This is a genomic window from Rhodococcus sp. C26F (assembly GCF_053345925.1).
Genome location: NZ_JBKFBA010000006.1, coordinates 1 through 16,159, shown reverse-complemented (window position 1 = coordinate 16,159; position 16,159 = coordinate 1). Strand labels below are relative to the sequence as shown.

Sequence of the window (16,159 nt, the reverse complement as noted above, 5' to 3'; positions counted from 1 at the left end):
CGGAGCGCCGGTCACAGCTTCACCGCCTGGTACAGGCCCCCGACCTCGTTGCGACCGAGGACACGGAGGGTGCCGGGACGCTGGTCGCCGAGCGCCACGGGACCGATGTTGGTGCGCACGAGCCGGATCACGGGGAACCCGACCGCATCGAGCAGACGTCGCACGATGTGCTTGCGCCCCTCGTGCAGCACGAGCCGCACGAGCGACTGGCCCTCGTGGACCTCGAGCAGCGAGAACTCGTCGACGGAGGCGGGTCCGTCCTCGAGTTCGATGCCTGCCTTGAGCTGCTTGCCGACACCGCGGGCGAGCACACCCTTGACGGTCGCCAGGTAGGTCTTGGGCACCTCGAAGGACGGGTGCATCAGCCGGTGGGCCAGTTCGCCGTCGTTGGTGAGCAGCAGCAGCCCTTCGGTGTCGGCGTCGAGACGACCGACGTGGAACAGGCGCTGCCCGGCGGCGACGCGTTCGGAGACGATGTCGCCGACGCACGGACGGCCGAGATCGTCGGACATCGTGGACTGCCAGCCGCGGGGCTTGTTCAGCACGAGGTGCACGAGATCCTTGTTGATGACGACGCGGACGCCGTCGACCCGGATCACGGCGTTCTCCGGGTCCACGCGCAGGCCCTGCTCGACGACGATGTTGCCGTCGACCTCGACGCGACCCGCGGCGATGAGTTCCTCGGCGGCGCGGCGCGAGGCGACGCCGGCCTGGGCGAGCACCTTCTGCAGCCGCACGCCTTCACCGGCAGGCAGCTGGGCGGGGCCGGCTTCGCGGTGCTGGTGACGCGCGGGGCGGGCGTTGCTCACGGTCGGAACGACGCGCTGCGCGGCGCGCTTGGCGGCAGGCTTGGAGGGCTTACCGGTCGAGGTGCCCTTGCGGTGCGGTTTGCGACCGGCGGCCGGCTGTGCCGGATTGCGGCCTCCGGCCGACTGGGCGGGATTGCGGCCTCCGGCCGACTGGGCGGGATTGCGGCCTGCGGCCGACTGGCCGGGAGTGGCCCGGCGATCGGAGCGGGGTGAGTCGGTGCGCTCCCCCGAACGGGGAGCCCCTGCGCGCCCCGAGCGGGGAGCTTCGGTGCGTCCTCCGGAACGCGGTGCTTCCGCGCGTCCCGAGCGGGATCCCCCGGAGTTGCGCGTGTTCGCGCTACGGGGATTGTTTCTTCTACGGTCCGGTGTGCCATCACGGCGAGCGGGTGTATTCACTTGGTTCCTGTCAGTTCTCTGGATCGAACTCCGCGGGCGAGAGAGTCTCGGGACGCGCGTTCCTACCCATTCTCTCAAATCGTGGGTCCGACTCGAGACTGTCGGCGATGTCGTCGATCACATCGACATCGGGCAGAAGCGGCGCAACGGGCGGCAGATCCTGCAGAGATGCCAGGCCGAGGCGTTCGAGGAACAGCTCCGTGGTGACGTAGAGCGTGCCGCCGGTCTCCGGATCCGTGCCCGCCTCGGCGATCAGATCCCGCGCGAGCAGGGTGCGCATCACCCCGTCGACGTTGACGCCACGCACGGCACGGACACGGCTGCGCGTGACCGGTTGCCGGTAGGCGATCACGGCGAGCGTCTCGAGTGCGGCGCGGGTGAGCTTGGTGCGCGCGCCACCCTGCAGCAGCTTCTCGACGTAGGGCGCGAAATCGCGGCGCGTGTAGAAGCGCCAGCCGTCGCCGGCGAACCGCAGGTCGATGCCGGATCCGCGCGCGGTGAGGTCCTGTGCGAGACGCCGCAGCGCGGCCTCGGCGCGGTCGGCGGTGACCCCGATGGCGGTCGCGAGCTGCTCGGTCGGCGCGGGGGTGTCGACGACGAGCAACAGTGCCTCGAGTGCCGCAGTGAGTTCGCCGGCGGCGATCTCGAGAAGTTCACCGTCCCACGCGCGTTCCGGCGCAGCAGTGTCTTCGTCACGTTCCCGCGCGGTGTCGTCCGTGCTCCCCGGCGCAGCGTCACTCTCGGGCGCAGCGTCGTCCGCGTGCTCCCGCGCGACGGTGTCGTCGCTCACCCGTAGTCCTCCTCGAAATCGATGGCCTCCCCGTCGGTCTCCCCCGTCCACGCGACCTGCAGATGTCCGAGCGGGTCGGGTTGTTCGAAGGTGACGGCACGTTCGCGGTAGAGCTCGAGCAGCGCGAGGAACCGGGCGACGACGAGCAGTCCGAGATCGCAGTCGGCGACGAGTTCGTCGAATCCGACCCAGACGCCGGCGCCGCGGGCGCGCAGCAGACCGAGGATGTGGGCGGCCTGTTCGGGAACCGACACCTTCGGGGTGTGCAGGTGGTCGAGGCCGACGGTCGGTGGTGGTTTCGGCCGGAATGCCGCGGCCGCGATCTCGGCGAAGCGGTGCGCGTCGACACCGAGCACGACCTCCGGTACGAGATTCTCGTAGCACTCCTCGAGCGACACCGCGCGCGGATAGCGGCGCAGGGCGGCGGCCTCGAGGGCGGCGAACTGTTCGGCGATCTGCTTGTAGGCCCGGTACTGCAGCAGACGCGCGAACAGCAGGTCGCGGGCCTCGAGCAGGGCGAGGTCCTCGGGGTCGTCGACCTCGCCGGCGGGCAGCAGCCGGGCGGCTTTGAGGTCGAGCAGGGTCGCGGCGACGACCAGGAACTCGGTGGTCTGATCGAGGCCGAGTTCGGGACCGAGTTTGCGGGTGTAGGCGATGAAGTCGTCGGTGACCTCGTGGAGAGCCACCTCGGTGACGTCGAGGCGACGCTGCGAGATGAGGGTGAGCAGCAGGTCGAACGGGCCCTCGAAGTTGCGCAGGCGCACATGGAAGCCCGAGGTGATCTCCTCGACCTCCGGCCGGTCCGGTTCGGTGGGTTCCTCGAGGACCACCGCGTCGACCTCCACATCGGGTGCCGTGCCGGTGTCCGCAGAGTCCTGGACGGGAGCGTGCACGGGGCTCAGCGACCGCTCCGGTGGATCACTTCCCGCGCGAGGGCGCGGTACGACTCGGCGCCGGCAGAGGTGGGCGCCCAGCGGGTGATGGGTTCGCCGGCGACGCTGGTCTCGGGGAACTTGACGGTGCGGTTGATGACGGCGTCGTAGACGAGATCGCCGAAGACCTCCACGACCCGCGACATCACCTCACGACCGTGCAGGGTGCGCTGGTCGAACATGGTGACGAGGATGCCGGCGACGGTCAGCTTCGGGTTGAGCCGGTCGCGGACCTTGGCGACGGTGTCGTTGAGCAGCGCCAGGCCGCGCAGGCTGAAGAACTCGCATTCCATGGGGATGAGCACCGAGTCGGCGCAGGCGAGCGCGTTGACGGTGAGCAACCCCAGCGACGGCTGGCAGTCGACGAGGATGTAGTCGTAGCGGTCGAGCATCGGGTACAGGGCGCGGCCCAGGGCCTGTTCGCGGCCGACCTCGGAGACGAGCTGGATCTCGGCCGCCGACAGGTCGATGTTGCTCGGCAGCAGGTCGAGGCCCTCCACGTGGGTGCGCACGAGCACGTCGTCGGTGGACACCCGCGGTTCGACGAGCAGGTTGTGCACGGTGAGATCGAGATCGTGGTGGGCGACACCGAGTCCGGCGGACAGTGCGCCCTGCGGATCGAGGTCGACGAGCAGGACGCGGCGCCCGTACTCGGCGAGGGACGCCCCGAGGTTGATGGTCGAGGTGGTCTTGCCGACCCCGCCCTTCTGGTTGCACATCGCGATGATGCGGGCCGGTCCGTGGGTGGACAACGGCACCGGTTCCGGGACGGGACGGCGTGGCCGGCCGGTCGGTCCGAGATCGGGCTCGGCGGCGGTTCCGGAGGTGGTGGTCGGCTCGGTGGTGGACGTTCTGTCGGTGTCCTCGCGGCCGTGTGCGTCGACCGGGACGGTGTTCGACCGGAGGTGCTCCGGCTCCATGTACGTGGCGGGTGGCCGAGGTGTGCCCACGTTCGGTACTCCCCCTGTCTTGCGACCCAGATGTCTTCTCGTCGACCCGTCGGGTGACCCGGCGGCTCGTCCCCAGAACGCTACCGCTTCGTCGGCAGGATCACCGCACGGACACGCGTCCCCCGCGGAGTCGGTCATCGTGCCCGCGGATGCGCCTGCGCCCATACCTCGCGGAGGGCACCGGCAGTGACCAGGGTGTATATCTGCGTGGTCGTCACAGAAGCATGCCCCAGTAACTCCTGTACCACGCGTACGTCGGCGCCACCGTCGAGCAGGTGCGTCGCGAAGGAGTGCCGCAGCGTGTGCGGCGACACCCCGACGTCGACTCCGGCGCGTTCGGCGGCGGTCTGCAGCACCTTCCACGCGCTCTGCCGCGACAGGCGGCCGCCACGCGCGTTGAGGAAGACCGCGGCGGTGCGGCCGGTTGCCAGAGCGGGTCGTCCCCGCACGAGATAGGCGTCGAGCGCGCCGAGCGCCGGGCGTCCGACCGGGACGAGTCGCTGTTTGCCGCCCTTGCCGCGCAGCAGCACGGTGCGTGATTCGGTGTCGATGTCGTCGACGTCGAGCCCGACGGCCTCGGAGATGCGGGCGCCGGTGGAGTACAGCAGTTCGAGCAGGGCGCGGTCGCGCATGCTGCGGGGTCCGTCGGCGTCGGGGCCGGCGGCGTCGAGGATCGCGGTGACCTGGTCGACGGTCAGCGCCTTGGGCAGGCGACGCCCGGGCGCCGGGGGTTTGACGGTGCGGGCGACGTCGACCGGGGTCTGTCCTTCGGCGGCGGCGAAGCGGTGCAGGCCGCGCACGGCGATCAGGGCGCGGGCGGCCGAGCTCGCTGCCAGCGCCGGGCGGTTGCGTTCCGGGTCTCCGCGGCGCAGGCTCGCGGCGAAGTCGCTGATGTGGTGTTCGTGCACGTCGGCGAGGTCGCCGATGTGGATGTCGGTGAGGTGTTCGACGTAACGCAGCAGGTCGCGGCGGTAGGAGGCGAGGGTGTTCGCCGCGACCCCCCGTTCGACGGTCAGGTGCGCGAGATAGGCGTCGAGTTGCCCGGTGAGTGTCGGGGACGGCTGCGGAGCGACCTGCGTGGCGGGACGCTCCTCACCGGGCAGCACTGCTCACCCCTCCGCGCGCGTGCGGGCGAAGGTGGTGGGCCGGTCCGGCCACGGCGCGTCCGGTGCGCGGGTCGCGGTGCCCGTCGCGCGGGCGGTCGCGAACGCGAGGAGACCGGACACCGCGGTGGCGTTGACGATCTCCCCGCGCAGCACCATCGCCACGGCCTCGTCGACCGGGACGCGGCGGACCTCGAGATCGGCCTCCTCGTGCTCGGGTTCGGGCCGGTCGACCTCGCTCAGGCCGCGGGCGGCGAAGACGCGCACGGCTTCGTCGGTGAATCCGGGTGAGAGCGCGATGTCGACGAGGAGTTCCCAGTCGGCGGCGGCCAGGCCGGTCTCCTCGGCGAGTTCGCGGCGGGCGGTGTCGAGGGGGTCCTCGCCGAGTGCGTCGAGCAGCCCGGCGGGCAGTTCCCACAGTCGCCGGCCGAGCGGGTGCCGGTACTGGTGCACGAGCACCACCCGGTCCTGCTCGTCGACGGCCACCACTGCGACCGCACCGTGGTGTTCGACCACTTCGCGTTCGGCGGTGTGCCCGTCGGGCATCGCCACGTCGTCGACGCGCAGCGACACGATGGCGCCCGTGTAGATCCGCCGGCTGTCCAGGGTGCGGAAGTCGTGTCGCTGCGCCATGTCGACTACTCGGCGTCGCCGGCGGTGGACGTCGACGCGGTCGAGCCGACCGATTCCTCGGAGGTGTTGTTCTCGCCGTGGATGTCGACCGGGAGTCGCTCGGCCGCCTTGTACTGCAGTGCCGCGGCAACGAGGCCGGAGAACAGCGGGTGCGGGCGGGTGGGCCGGCTCTTGAGTTCCGGGTGCGCCTGGGTGGCGACGAAGAACGGATGCTGCTCGGCCGGGTACTCGACGAACTCGACGAGTCGCCCGTCCGGGGAGGTGCCGGAGAACACCAGACCGGACTTGGCGATCTTGTCGCGGTAGGCGTTGTTGACCTCGTAGCGGTGCCGGTGCCGTTCGGAGACCTGCTCGCTGCCGTAGGCCCTGGCCACGACCGAGCCCTTCTTCAGCGCGGCCGGGTAGGCACCGAGACGCATGGTGCCGCCGAGATCAGCCTCACCGGCGACCGCCTGTTCCTGGTCCGCCATCGTGGAGATGACCGGGGCGGTGGTGTCGGGATCGAACTCGGTGGACGAGGCGTCCTCGATGCCGACCGACCGGGCGGCCTCGATGACGACGCACTGCAGGCCCAGGCACAGGCCGAGCAGCGGGATCCGGCGGGTACGGGCGAACCGGATGGCGCCGAGCTTGCCCTCGATGCCGCGGATGCCGAAGCCGCCGGGGATCAGGACGGCGTCGACGTCGCCGAGGTGCTTCTCGGCACCGGCCTCGGTCTCGCACTCGTCGGAGGCGACCCAGCGGATCTTGACCTTCGCGCGGTGCGCGAAACCGCCGGCGCGCAGCGCCTCGGTGACCGACAGGTAGGCGTCGGGCAGGTCGATGTACTTGCCGACGAGCGCGACCTCGACGGTCTCGCGGGGGTTGTGGACCCGCTCGAGCAGGTTGCCCCACACCGTCCAGTCGACGTCCCGGAAGGGCAGGCCGAGCTGGCGCACGACGTAGGCGTCGAGTCCCTCGCTGTGCAGCACCTTCGGGATGTCGTAGATGCTCGGCGCGTCGGGGCAGGAGATGCAGCCGGCGACGTCGACGTCGCACATCAGCGAGATCTTCGCCTTGAGCGAGGCCGGCACGTCGCGGTCGCAGCGCAGCACGAGCGCGTCGGGCTGGATACCGATGTTGCGCAGCGCGGCCACCGAGTGCTGGGTCGGCTTGGTCTTCAGCTCACCGGACGGCCCGAGATAGGGCACGAGCGAGACGTGCAGGAAGAAGCAGTTGTCGCGGCCGACCTCGTGGCGCACCTGGCGGGCGGCCTCGAGGAAGGGCTGGGACTCGATGTCGCCGACGGTGCCGCCGATCTCGGTGATCACCACGTCCGGGGTCTGGCCCTCGGAGTCGGGTGCGGCCATCGCGAGGATGCGGCGCTTGATCTCGTCGGTGATGTGCGGGATGACCTGCACGGTGTCGCCGAGATATTCGCCGCGGCGTTCCTTGGCGATGACCGTGGAGTACACCTGCCCGGTGGTGACGTTCGCGTCGGCGGACAGGTCGCGGTCGAGGAAGCGCTCGTAGTGGCCCACGTCGAGGTCGGTCTCGGCGCCGTCCTCGGTGACGAAGACCTCACCGTGCTGGAACGGATTCATCGTGCCGGGGTCGACATTGAGGTACGGGTCGAGCTTCTGCATCGTCACGCGCATGCCGCGTGCGGTGAGCAGAGTGCCCAGGCTCGACGCTGTGAGCCCCTTGCCGAGCGAGGACGCGACGCCCCCGCTGACGAAGATGTGCTTGGTAGGGGTACGCGAGTGGCGTGACTGTGGCAAAGAAGCTCCCGTGACGTCAGGTGCAGGACTTTTGGACTGATGCGATACAGCTGGGGCCTGCCGACCCACGGAACTTCACGGTAACACCTCCGTGGGCGGGCGCGTACCCGACTCGCGATTGCGGACCCCCGGTGCAATCGACGTCACAGGCGGCGATGCTCAGCGGGCCGGGGAGCCGACGGTGACGGCGGTGGCGCTCGGCCCCGTCCCGTACCGGCCGGTGCCCCCGTCGTACTGCTCGCGCAACGCCAGAACCGTCGTCAGGCGCCCCGATTCGCGGTCGAGATTGTCGACCGTGGACAGGCCCGCGGCGAGCGCGGCGTCGGCCCGCACGACGGCGATCGGTCCGTTGCCCTCCGCTGCCCCCGTGCGGCCGGCGAGCACCGCGCCGGCGCCGCGGCCGTCGACGACCCCGGCGAAGCGCGCGATGAGCGACCCGCGATTGCCGGCGCGTTCGGCGTTGCCGCTGTGGTCGCCGGTGACGACGAGGGCGCTCTGGGCCGGTTCGACCTGACCGTCCTCGTAGGTGATGAAACCGCCGCTGCGCAGCGTGGTCAGGGCGAGGGCGCGTTCCTCGGGGGTGCTGCGCGGTTGTCCGGTGCCCGGGTCGACGAGCAGCACCGCGCCGAGCAGATCCCCGGCGAGGCTGCCCGGGTCGACGGCGCCGGTCTGCAGTTCCACGCCGGCGGGCACGACGTTGGTGACGGTTGTGCGGAGCTGGTCGGTGCCGGAGGCGTCGACGAACGAATCGGTCAGCGCGATCCGGGCGGTGACCCGGCCGCCGGCATCACCGACGGACCGCACGACGGCGTCGACGTCCTCGGGTGCGGCGTCCGGGGTGGTCACGAGAAGGACGGTGCGGTCGAGGAGTTCGTCGCGCACGATCCGCGGGCCGATGGTCGAGTCGAACCCGTCGGCGGCGAGCAGTTGTGCCTCGAGCCGGCTGCCGTGGTCCTCGGCCTCCTGGATCTCGCGGCGCAGCTCGGCCTTGTCGTCGCGCAGGCCGGAGACGACGCTGTCGGCCAGCAATCCGGAGCCGAGCACGATCCCGACCGCCAGGCCGAGGAATACCGCCACCAGGGAGACGACGTGATGGCGCATCGAGATCACGCGCGCAGACCCCGAATCCACTCGACGGCGGAGTCCCACCACTGCCGGGCGAGTTCGACGACGTCGCCACCGAGATTGGACACGGCGAGTGCGGCGATCACGGCGATGAGGGCCGCGAAGACGAGCAGGGCGATCACGCCGCCCGAGACGCGGCTGCGGTAGAGGGTGGCCACCGCCTTCGCATCGACGAGTTTCGGCCCGACCTTCAGACGGGTCATCACCGCCGACGGATTGGTGTCGCGACGGCCGTGGTCGAAGAACTCGTCGAGCGAGACAGTGCTGCCGACGGTCACCACCAGCGCCGCACCGTGATGCTCGACGAGCAGCAGCGCCAGGTCGGTGGGGGTGCCGACGGCGGGGAAGGTCATCGCGCCGATGCCGAGATCCTGGATCCGCTCGAGACCCGGGGCGTGGCCGTCCGGGTCGGCGGGCAGCACCACTTCGGCGCCCGATTTGAGGGTGGAGGTGCCGATCTCGTCGGGGTCGCCGACGATGAGGTCGGGGCGATAGCCCGCCTTGGAGAGGGCGTCCGCGCCGGGGCCGACGCCCACCAGGATCGGTGAGTACTCCTTGATGAACGGCTTGAGATCCTTGAGGTCCTGCACGTGCCCGGGGCCGTCGGAGACGACGACGACGTGCCGGTCGCGCAGGTCCAGGTCGATGTCGGGGATGCCGACGCCGTCGATGAGCAGCGGGCTCTCCGAGCGGATGAACTCGATGGTGTTGCCCGAGAACGCCTCGAGGTGGTCGACGAGCCCGGTCCGCGCCTCGATCATGCGGTCGGAGATCTCGATGTCGGTCTGCTCGTCGCCCTCGATGAGCAGCTTCTCCCCCGCGTACACGCCACCCTCGTGCACTCGGACCTTCGCGCCGTCCTTGATCTTCTTGAAGACCTCGGTGCCGACGTTGTCGACGAGCACGATGTCGTGCGCGACGATCACTTCGGGACCGAGATTCGGGTACCGGCCCGAGATCGACGGGGACGCGTTGATCACCGCGGTGACGCCCGCCTCGACGAGCGCGTCGGCGGTGACACGATCGAGGTCGATGGTGTCGAGGACGACCACGTCGCCGGGACCGATCCGGCGCAGCAGCTTCGCGGTGTTCCTGTCGACCCGGGCAATGCCACTCACTCCGGGCAACGTTTCGTTGTTACGGGACAGCAGCGCCGGCATCTTCATGCAAGAGATGATGCGCCGGTATACGAGTGAGGTTGTGGAGGCGCGCCGGTAGTCGTGTGAACATCACCCCGGCGCCCCGGCGGGTCAGCCGGTGCGCTCGGCGTGGGCGACGGCCAGCAGTTCCTCGGCGTGCGCACGCCCGGTCTCGGTGTCGTCGAGACCGGCGAGCATGCGGGCCAGTTCGGTGACCCTCTCCTCCTCGCTGAGGGTGCGCACCCCGCTGCTGATCACCCCGGCCCGGTCGTCGNGTCGACCTTGTCGACGACGAGATGGGTGTCGGCGAACGCCGCGACCTGCGGCAGGTGCGTGACCACGATGACCTGGTGGGTGCGCGACAGGCGCGCGAGTCGCCGGCCGATCTCGACGGCGGCGCGGCCGCCGACCCCGGCGTCGACCTCGTCGAAGACCATCGTCGCGCCGCGCTCGGAACCGGCGAGCACCACTTCGAGGGCGAGCATGACGCGGGAGAGCTCGCCGCCGGACGCGCTGCGGGCGAGCGGGCGGGCCGGGGCGTCGCTGTGCGGGGCGAGCCGGAACTCCACCTCGTCGATCCCGGATTCGCCGGCGTGAAGGAGCCGATCGCCGACCGACAGCGGCGCGGTGTCGCTCGCGGTCGCCGCGCGGTCGGCGATGTGCACGTCGAGCACGGCGCGTCCCATCGCGAGGCCGGACAGTTCCTTGCTCACGGCCTTCGCGAGTTTGCCGGCGACCTTGTGCCGCGCCGCCGACAGCGCAGTGGCGGTCTCCGCGGTCGCGGCGGCCTCCGCATCGACCTCGGCGGCGAGTTTGTCGATCGCCTCCGCGGAGACGTCCAGTCCGGACAGGCGTTCGCGGGCCTCGCGCGCCCACTCGAGGACGCCGTCGATGTCGGCGGCGTACTTGCGGGTGAGGTTCTTCAGTTCCGCCTGCCGGTTGAGCAGCGTCTCGAGGGCGCTCGGGTCGGACGGCAGGTCGGACAGATAACCGGAGATGTCGCCGGTGACGTCGGTGACCACCGCGATCGCCTCCCCGAGGCGGGGCCCGAGCTCGCGCAGGGCGGGATCGTCGCAGCCCTCGAGGCGGGCGCGGGCCTCGCCGAGCAGGTCGAGTGCCGCCGAGTACGCGTCGGCGTCGCCGCTGTCGTCGCCGGCGAGGGCGTTGTGCGCGACGGTGGCCGCCTCGCGCAGCGAGTCTAGGTCGGACAGGCGCCGCACTTCGTCGACGATGCGGGTGTCCTCCCCCGGTTCGGGTGCGACGCGGTCGATCTCGTCGAGACCGAAGTGCAGGCGATCGGCCTCCTGCGCGAGCTCGCGCGACCGTTCGGTGCGTTCCTGCAGTTCGGCGCGGACCTCGAGCCAGCGGCGTCGCCGGGTGCGGTAGCGGTCGAGCAGACCGGCGACGGTCTTGCCCCCGAACCGGTCGAGCGCGGCGCGCTGCTCGTCGGGACGCAGCAGCCGCAACTGGTCGTTCTGGCCGTGCACGGTCAGCAGCGGCCCGGTGAACTCCGACAGCACCCCCACCGGCACGCTGCGTCCGCCGAGATGGGCGCGGGAGCGGCCGTCGCTGCCGACTGTGCGCACGGCGATGATGCTGCCGTCCTCGTCGCGCTGGGCGCCGGTGGCCTCGAGCAGTTCGGCGATCTGCTGTTCGATGTGGCTGGGCGCCGGTTCGATCTCGAAGCGTCCTTCGACCACGGCGCGGTTGGCGCCGACCCGTACCCGGGAGGGGTCGGCGCGCACCCCGGAGAGCAGATGCAGGCTCGTGACGACCATCGTCTTGCCGGCACCGGTCTCGCCGGTGAGCACCGTCAGTCCCCCGTGGAAGCGCGCGTACGCCTCGGAGATCACACCCAGGTTGTCGATCCGGATCTCTGCGAGCATCTCAGAGTTTCCTTCCCCGCCAGCCCTTCACCGGAAGTTCGAACTTGCGCACCATCCGATCCGCGAACGGTGCCGAATCGAGCCGCACCCAGCGGACCGGATCACATCCTCGCACCACCTCGAGCCGGGCCCCGGCCGGGACGTCGATGATGCGGCGGCCGTCGCAGAAGACCACCCCGTCGTGGCCGCCGGCGAGGGTCTCGACGGCGATGATCGACTCGGGGCTGGTCACCAGCGGGCGCGCGAACAGAGCGTGTGCGTTGCTCGGGATCACCAGCAGCGCTTCGAGTTCGGGCCAGACGATCGGTCCGCCGGCCGAGAAGGCGTAGGCCGTCGATCCCGTCGGGGTGGCGACGAGGACACCGTCGCAGCCGAACGACGAGACCGGACGACCGTCGACCTCGAGCACCACCTCGAGGACCCCGAGCCGCGACTTGTTCTCGAGACTCGCCTCGTTGAGCGCCCACCCGCGGTCGAGGACCTCGTCGTCCATGCGCACCGTCACGTCGAGCGTCATGCGTTGTTCGACGCGGTACTCGCGGCGCACCACCTGCATGAGCGCTTCCTCGAGGTGTTCGGCCTCGGACTCGGCGAGGAAACCGATGCGGCCGAGGTTGATCCCGAGGACGGGCACCGCCGAGTACTGCGCGAGTTCGGCGGCCCGCAGGAAGCTGCCGTCGCCGCCGAGGACGATCACCATCTCGCAGCCGGCGGCCGCCTCCGGCCCCGGTTCGACGACGCTGATGAAACTGCCCGGCAGGGCGAGGACGCCGAGTCCGTTGCTCACCGCCTCGTCGTCGAGGGTGCGCAGACCGATACCGGCCTCACCGAGGATCTTGGCGACCCGCAGCGCGGTGCCGGCGATCTCGTCGCGCCCCGAATGGGAGACCAGCAGGATCTCCCGGCCCGATCGCACCGCGCCCTCCGCGGCGGTCTCTTCGCTCACTGTGGTCCTTCCTGCACCGCACGCTCGATCAGTTCGATCACCGCAGGGTCGAGTTCCTCCGGCCCCGGCTCTCCGGCCCGCAGCCACAGGAAGTACTCGACGTTCCCGGACGGTCCGGGCAGCGGACTCGCCACCGCTCCGAGGGTGCGCAGACCCTGGCGTTGCGCTTCGCGCGCGACGTCGAGCACCGCCTCGGTGCGCAGCGCCGGATCGCGCACCACGCCACCGCTGCCGACCCGGTCCTTGCCCACCTCGAACTGCGGTTTGACCATCGGCAGCAGGTCGCCGCCGGGGGCGACGCAGGCGACGAACGCCGGCAACACCAACTTCAGCGAGATGAACGACAGGTCCGCAACCACCAGGTCGACGCGCCCGTCGATCGTCTCCGCGTCGATGCTACGCACATTTGTTCGATCGATCACGTGGACACGCTCGTCGGACTGCAGGCGCCAGATCAGTTGGCCGTAGCCGACGTCCACTGCGACGACCTCCGCGGCACCCTCGTGCAGCAGGACATCGGTGAAACCGCCGGTCGACGCGCCGGCGTCGAGGCAGCGACGCCCCGACACCTGCAACCCCTGCGGCGTGAACGCCTCGAGGGCGCCGAGGAGTTTGTGGGCACCGCGGGACGCCCAGGAGACCTCGTCGCTCACCTCGGTGACGATCAGTGGCGTGTTCGGTTCGACGGCGGTCGCCGGTTTGGAGGCCACGGTGCCGGCGATCAGCACCCGACCTGCGGCGATCAGTTCGCTGGCGTGCTCGCGTGAGCGCGCCAGACCCCGCCGTACCAGTTCCGCGTCGACGCGTGCCCGGCGTGCCACGTCAGATCTTGTCCACGGTCGACAAGGCCTGCACGAGGACCTCGTGGGCACGTTCGAGCAGGTCGGCCTGCTCGAGCAGCACGGACTGATCGGTGCTCTCGGCACCGGGAGCGGATGCGCCCTCACGGACACGCGTCAGCAACGCGTCGACCTCCTCGCGGACGTGTGCGGGATCGACGGTGGGGCGTGCGCCGGGAAGGTGTTCGCCCGGACGTGGAATCGGCGTGCTCATCGCCGTCCACGCTAGTCGATGGATGCGACCGGGCCACACCCTCCGGTGCGGATCAGACCGTCGCCGCCCACGCGTCCACGACGGACCGCGCACGCTCGTCCACCGGACGGACCTGCCCGAATCCGGGGTTGGCCCAAGCGATGTCGAGCAGACCCCGCAACGCCTCCATCGGATCGGCCGCCGACTGCGCGGCGGCGAGGTGAAGATCACCTCCGTCGACAGTGACGTCCCACGAGTCGTGCGGTGCGACACGGAGCCGGTCGGCCGGCTGATCGAGACTCGCGAGCGAGGCCGCGACGTAGGTCGGGCGCTGCTCGGCCGGAGCCCGCAGCAGATCGTCGACGGTGCTGACCCCGGTCAGCACGAGCAGGGAATCCGCACCGACGGCGTTGGCGCCTTCGATGTCGGTGTCCAACCGGTCACCGATGACGAGGGGACGACGGGCACCGCCGCGACGGATCGCGTCCTCGAGCAATGGAGCTGCGGGTTTGCCCGCCACGATCGGGGTCGCGCCGGTGGCGTTGTGCACCGCCGCGACCATCGACCCGTTGCCGAGGACGAGTCCGCGCTCGGTCGGCAGGGTCGAGTCGACGTTGGTGGCCACCCACAGAGCGCCTGCGCGAACGGCGAGCGTCGCCTCCGCCAGGATCGCCCATCCGGTGTCCGGGGAATGCCCCTGCACCACCGCCACCGGATGCGCGTCCGCGGACCGAACCGGGGTGAGGCCGACACCGGCCACCTCCTCGGCCAGGGCCTCGGTGCCGACGACGAGCACCGGCACACCGGCCGGGAACCGCTCGGCCAGCAGACGCGCAGCGGACTGCGAGCTCGTCACCACCGACGAGTCGTTGGCCGGGAAGCCGAGTTCTCGCAGGTGCAGCGCGACCTCCGACGGCCGGCGGCTGGCGTTGTTCGTGACGTACAGAACGGTGTCGTCACCGGCGGCCAGCGCCTCGCGGGCACCCGGGACGGGTTCGGCGCCCCGGTAGACCGTGCCGTCGAGGTCGAGCAGCAGGACGTCGTAGATCCGACGCAGACTGTCGCTGGAAGCCGTACTGCCGGAAAGGTCGGTGCCGTCGGTCACGGCGTCTCTCCGGTGAGCTCCTCCACCCGCTCCTCGGCGTCGGTGACGCCTTCGATGTCGGCGCCTGCGGAGTGCAGGAACCATTGCAGGCCTTCTTCGGTCCGCCCGGCGGCGACGAGAGCGTCGGCGTAGGCGTAGAAGAGACGGGCAGCCGGTGTACCGGTCCGCTCGGGGTCGAGATCGGGCGTCTGCAGGGTGACGACGGCCTGGTCGTACTGACCGAGATCCATGCGGGCACCGGCGAGGACGATCCGCAGCTCTGTCGCCTCGTCGCCGGTCAGCTTGCGAGCTTCCTCGCTCCGGCCCAGTTCGAGCGCCTTCTCGGGGCGACCGAGACCGCGTTCGCAGTCGGCCATGACGGCGAGCAGTCCGGTACCACCGGACATGCGACGTGCTGCGCGGAGTTCGGACAGCGCCTCCGCCCACTCCCCGGCGTGGTAGGCGGTGATGCCGGCGGCCTCGCGGACGACCGCGATGCGGCCGGCGCGCTGACGGGCGGCGCGAGCATGGGTGAGCGCGGCGCGAGGATCGTCGTCGAGCAGACGACCGGCCATCACCAGATGCCGGGCGACGGAGTTCGCGTTCGACTTGTCCAGGCTCAGCAGATCGCGGCGGATCGTCGGGTCGAGCTCGGACGCCTCGACGTCGTCGGGGATGTCAGGCTCGTCCGGACGTGCGTCGCGACGCTGCGGTGCGATGCCTTCGCGCCCGCGACCCGGACCGAATCCGCCTTCACCGCCACGACGGCGGGGTGCTCCCTCGCCACGACGGTCGCCGGACTGGGGGCCACGGCGGTCGCCGGAATAGCCTCGCCGGTCGCCGCCACCTCGCTGGTCACTGCCGCGCTGGTCACTGCCGCGCTGGTCGCCACCACGACGGTCGTCGCGGTTGCCGTAGCTGCGCTCACCGCGGGGACGGTCCGAACCCTGACGGGGACGGTCGCCGTACTGCCGCCCGCGATCGTCGCCGCGGCTCGAACGGTCGTCGCTGTGGCGGGGTCGATCATCGCTGCGGCGGGGGCGGTCGTCGCCTCCGGAACGTTCGCGGTAGGGACGGTCGCTGCGACCGGAACGAGCGTCGTCGCGGCCGCGATCCCGGCGGTCTCCGCCCTGGAAGGAACGGCGGTCGTCGCCACGCTGGGAGCGCTGGTCGTCACTGCGTTGGGGTCGCCGGTCGTCGCTGCGCTGGGGGCGTCGATCGTCGCTCCGGTGCGGGCGCCGATCGTCACCGCGCTGCGGACGGTCGTCGCGTCCGGACGAACGTCCGGCGGATCCGTAGCCACCCTGCCGGCGGTCGTCGCCGCGTCCACGCTCGTCGCGGTCGCGGGGTGCGCGCTCGCCGCGGCTGTCGTCGGCGCGTTCCTCGCGCTCGTTCTTGCGGCCCGACCACGGAGTGGATCCTCCACTCCTGAAGGACCGACGTTCACCGTTGCCGTCGGACACAGAAAAATCCTCTCATGAAAACACGAAAGGGGACCCAAACGAGTGGGTCCCCTTTCGGAACGGGTGTTCGGCGGTGTCCTACTCTCCCACACCCTGTCGAGTGCAGTACCA

The 16,159-nt window shown here is 70.8% G+C and carries 13 protein-coding genes and 2 pseudogenes; all 15 read right to left on the bottom strand.

The genetic code is table 11. The features are described from left to right. Positions 1-11: 11 nt before the first annotated feature. Positions 12-1,205, bottom strand: coding sequence for a pseudouridine synthase (locus ACLBYD_RS09715; RefSeq protein ID WP_447816247.1), 1,194 nt, complete (start codon positions 1,203-1,205; stop codon positions 12-14). A gap of 10 nt (positions 1,206-1,215) precedes the next feature. Next, positions 1,216-1,995, bottom strand: coding sequence for an SMC-Scp complex subunit ScpB (scpB, locus tag ACLBYD_RS09710; RefSeq protein WP_447816246.1), 780 nt, complete (start codon positions 1,993-1,995; stop codon positions 1,216-1,218). Beyond that, the gene (locus ACLBYD_RS09705) at positions 1,992-2,888 is read right to left on the bottom strand and encodes a segregation and condensation protein A (protein ID WP_447816245.1); all 897 of its coding nucleotides are present in this window, start codon (positions 2,886-2,888) and stop codon (positions 1,992-1,994) included. Before ACLBYD_RS09705 ends, scpB begins: the two co-directional genes overlap by 4 nt. 5 nt (positions 2,889-2,893) lie before the next feature. Then, positions 2,894-3,877 carry a ParA family protein gene (locus ACLBYD_RS09700; RefSeq protein ID WP_413768611.1) on the bottom strand — a complete coding sequence of 328 codons (984 nt, stop codon included), beginning with the start codon at positions 3,875-3,877 and terminating at the stop codon, positions 2,894-2,896. A gap of 134 nt (positions 3,878-4,011) precedes the next feature. Further along, positions 4,012-4,983, bottom strand: a complete 972-nt coding sequence (gene xerD, locus ACLBYD_RS09695; protein ID WP_447816244.1) for a site-specific tyrosine recombinase XerD — start codon at positions 4,981-4,983, stop codon at positions 4,012-4,014. A gap of 3 nt (positions 4,984-4,986) precedes the next feature. Then, on the bottom strand, positions 4,987-5,613 hold the full coding sequence (locus tag ACLBYD_RS09690; protein ID WP_447816243.1) for an NUDIX domain-containing protein: 627 nt from the start codon (positions 5,611-5,613) through the stop codon (positions 4,987-4,989). A 5-nt stretch (positions 5,614-5,618) separates the two neighbouring features. Next, positions 5,619-7,373, bottom strand: a complete 1,755-nt coding sequence (locus ACLBYD_RS09685; protein WP_447816242.1) for a CTP synthase — start codon at positions 7,371-7,373, stop codon at positions 5,619-5,621. Between the two features lie 159 nt (positions 7,374-7,532). Then, positions 7,533-8,483, bottom strand: coding sequence for a copper transporter (locus tag ACLBYD_RS09680; protein WP_447816241.1), 951 nt, complete (start codon positions 8,481-8,483; stop codon positions 7,533-7,535). Next, positions 8,480-9,664, bottom strand: coding sequence for a putative cytokinetic ring protein SteA (gene steA / locus ACLBYD_RS09675; protein ID WP_447816240.1), 1,185 nt, complete (start codon positions 9,662-9,664; stop codon positions 8,480-8,482). Before steA ends, ACLBYD_RS09680 begins: the two co-directional genes overlap by 4 nt. 84 nt (positions 9,665-9,748) lie before the next feature. Further along, a pseudogene (recN, locus tag ACLBYD_RS09670) lies at positions 9,749-11,523 on the bottom strand (DNA repair protein RecN). 1 nt (position 11,524) lies between these two features. Continuing rightward, complete coding sequence (locus tag ACLBYD_RS09665) at positions 11,525-12,469, bottom strand: NAD kinase (RefSeq protein WP_447816239.1); 945 nt, start codon at positions 12,467-12,469, stop codon at positions 11,525-11,527. Continuing rightward, complete coding sequence (locus ACLBYD_RS09660; protein WP_447816238.1) at positions 12,466-13,290, bottom strand: TlyA family RNA methyltransferase; 825 nt, start codon at positions 13,288-13,290, stop codon at positions 12,466-12,468. The genes ACLBYD_RS09665 and ACLBYD_RS09660 overlap by 4 nt, the downstream gene beginning before the upstream one ends. A gap of 1 nt (position 13,291) precedes the next feature. Then, positions 13,292-13,522: a hypothetical protein gene (locus ACLBYD_RS09655; protein WP_447816237.1), complete on the bottom strand. Its 231-nt coding sequence runs from the start codon at positions 13,520-13,522 to the stop codon at positions 13,292-13,294. A 52-nt stretch (positions 13,523-13,574) separates the two neighbouring features. After that, a complete protein-coding gene (locus ACLBYD_RS09650; protein WP_447816236.1) occupies positions 13,575-14,606 on the bottom strand; it encodes an HAD-IIA family hydrolase in 1,032 nt (343 codons plus the stop codon). Then, positions 14,603-15,580: pseudogene (locus ACLBYD_RS09645) on the bottom strand (hypothetical protein); the annotation flags it as partial. The gene ACLBYD_RS09650 and the pseudogene ACLBYD_RS09645, both read right to left, overlap by 4 nt. Between the last annotated feature and the right edge of the window lie 579 nt (positions 15,581-16,159).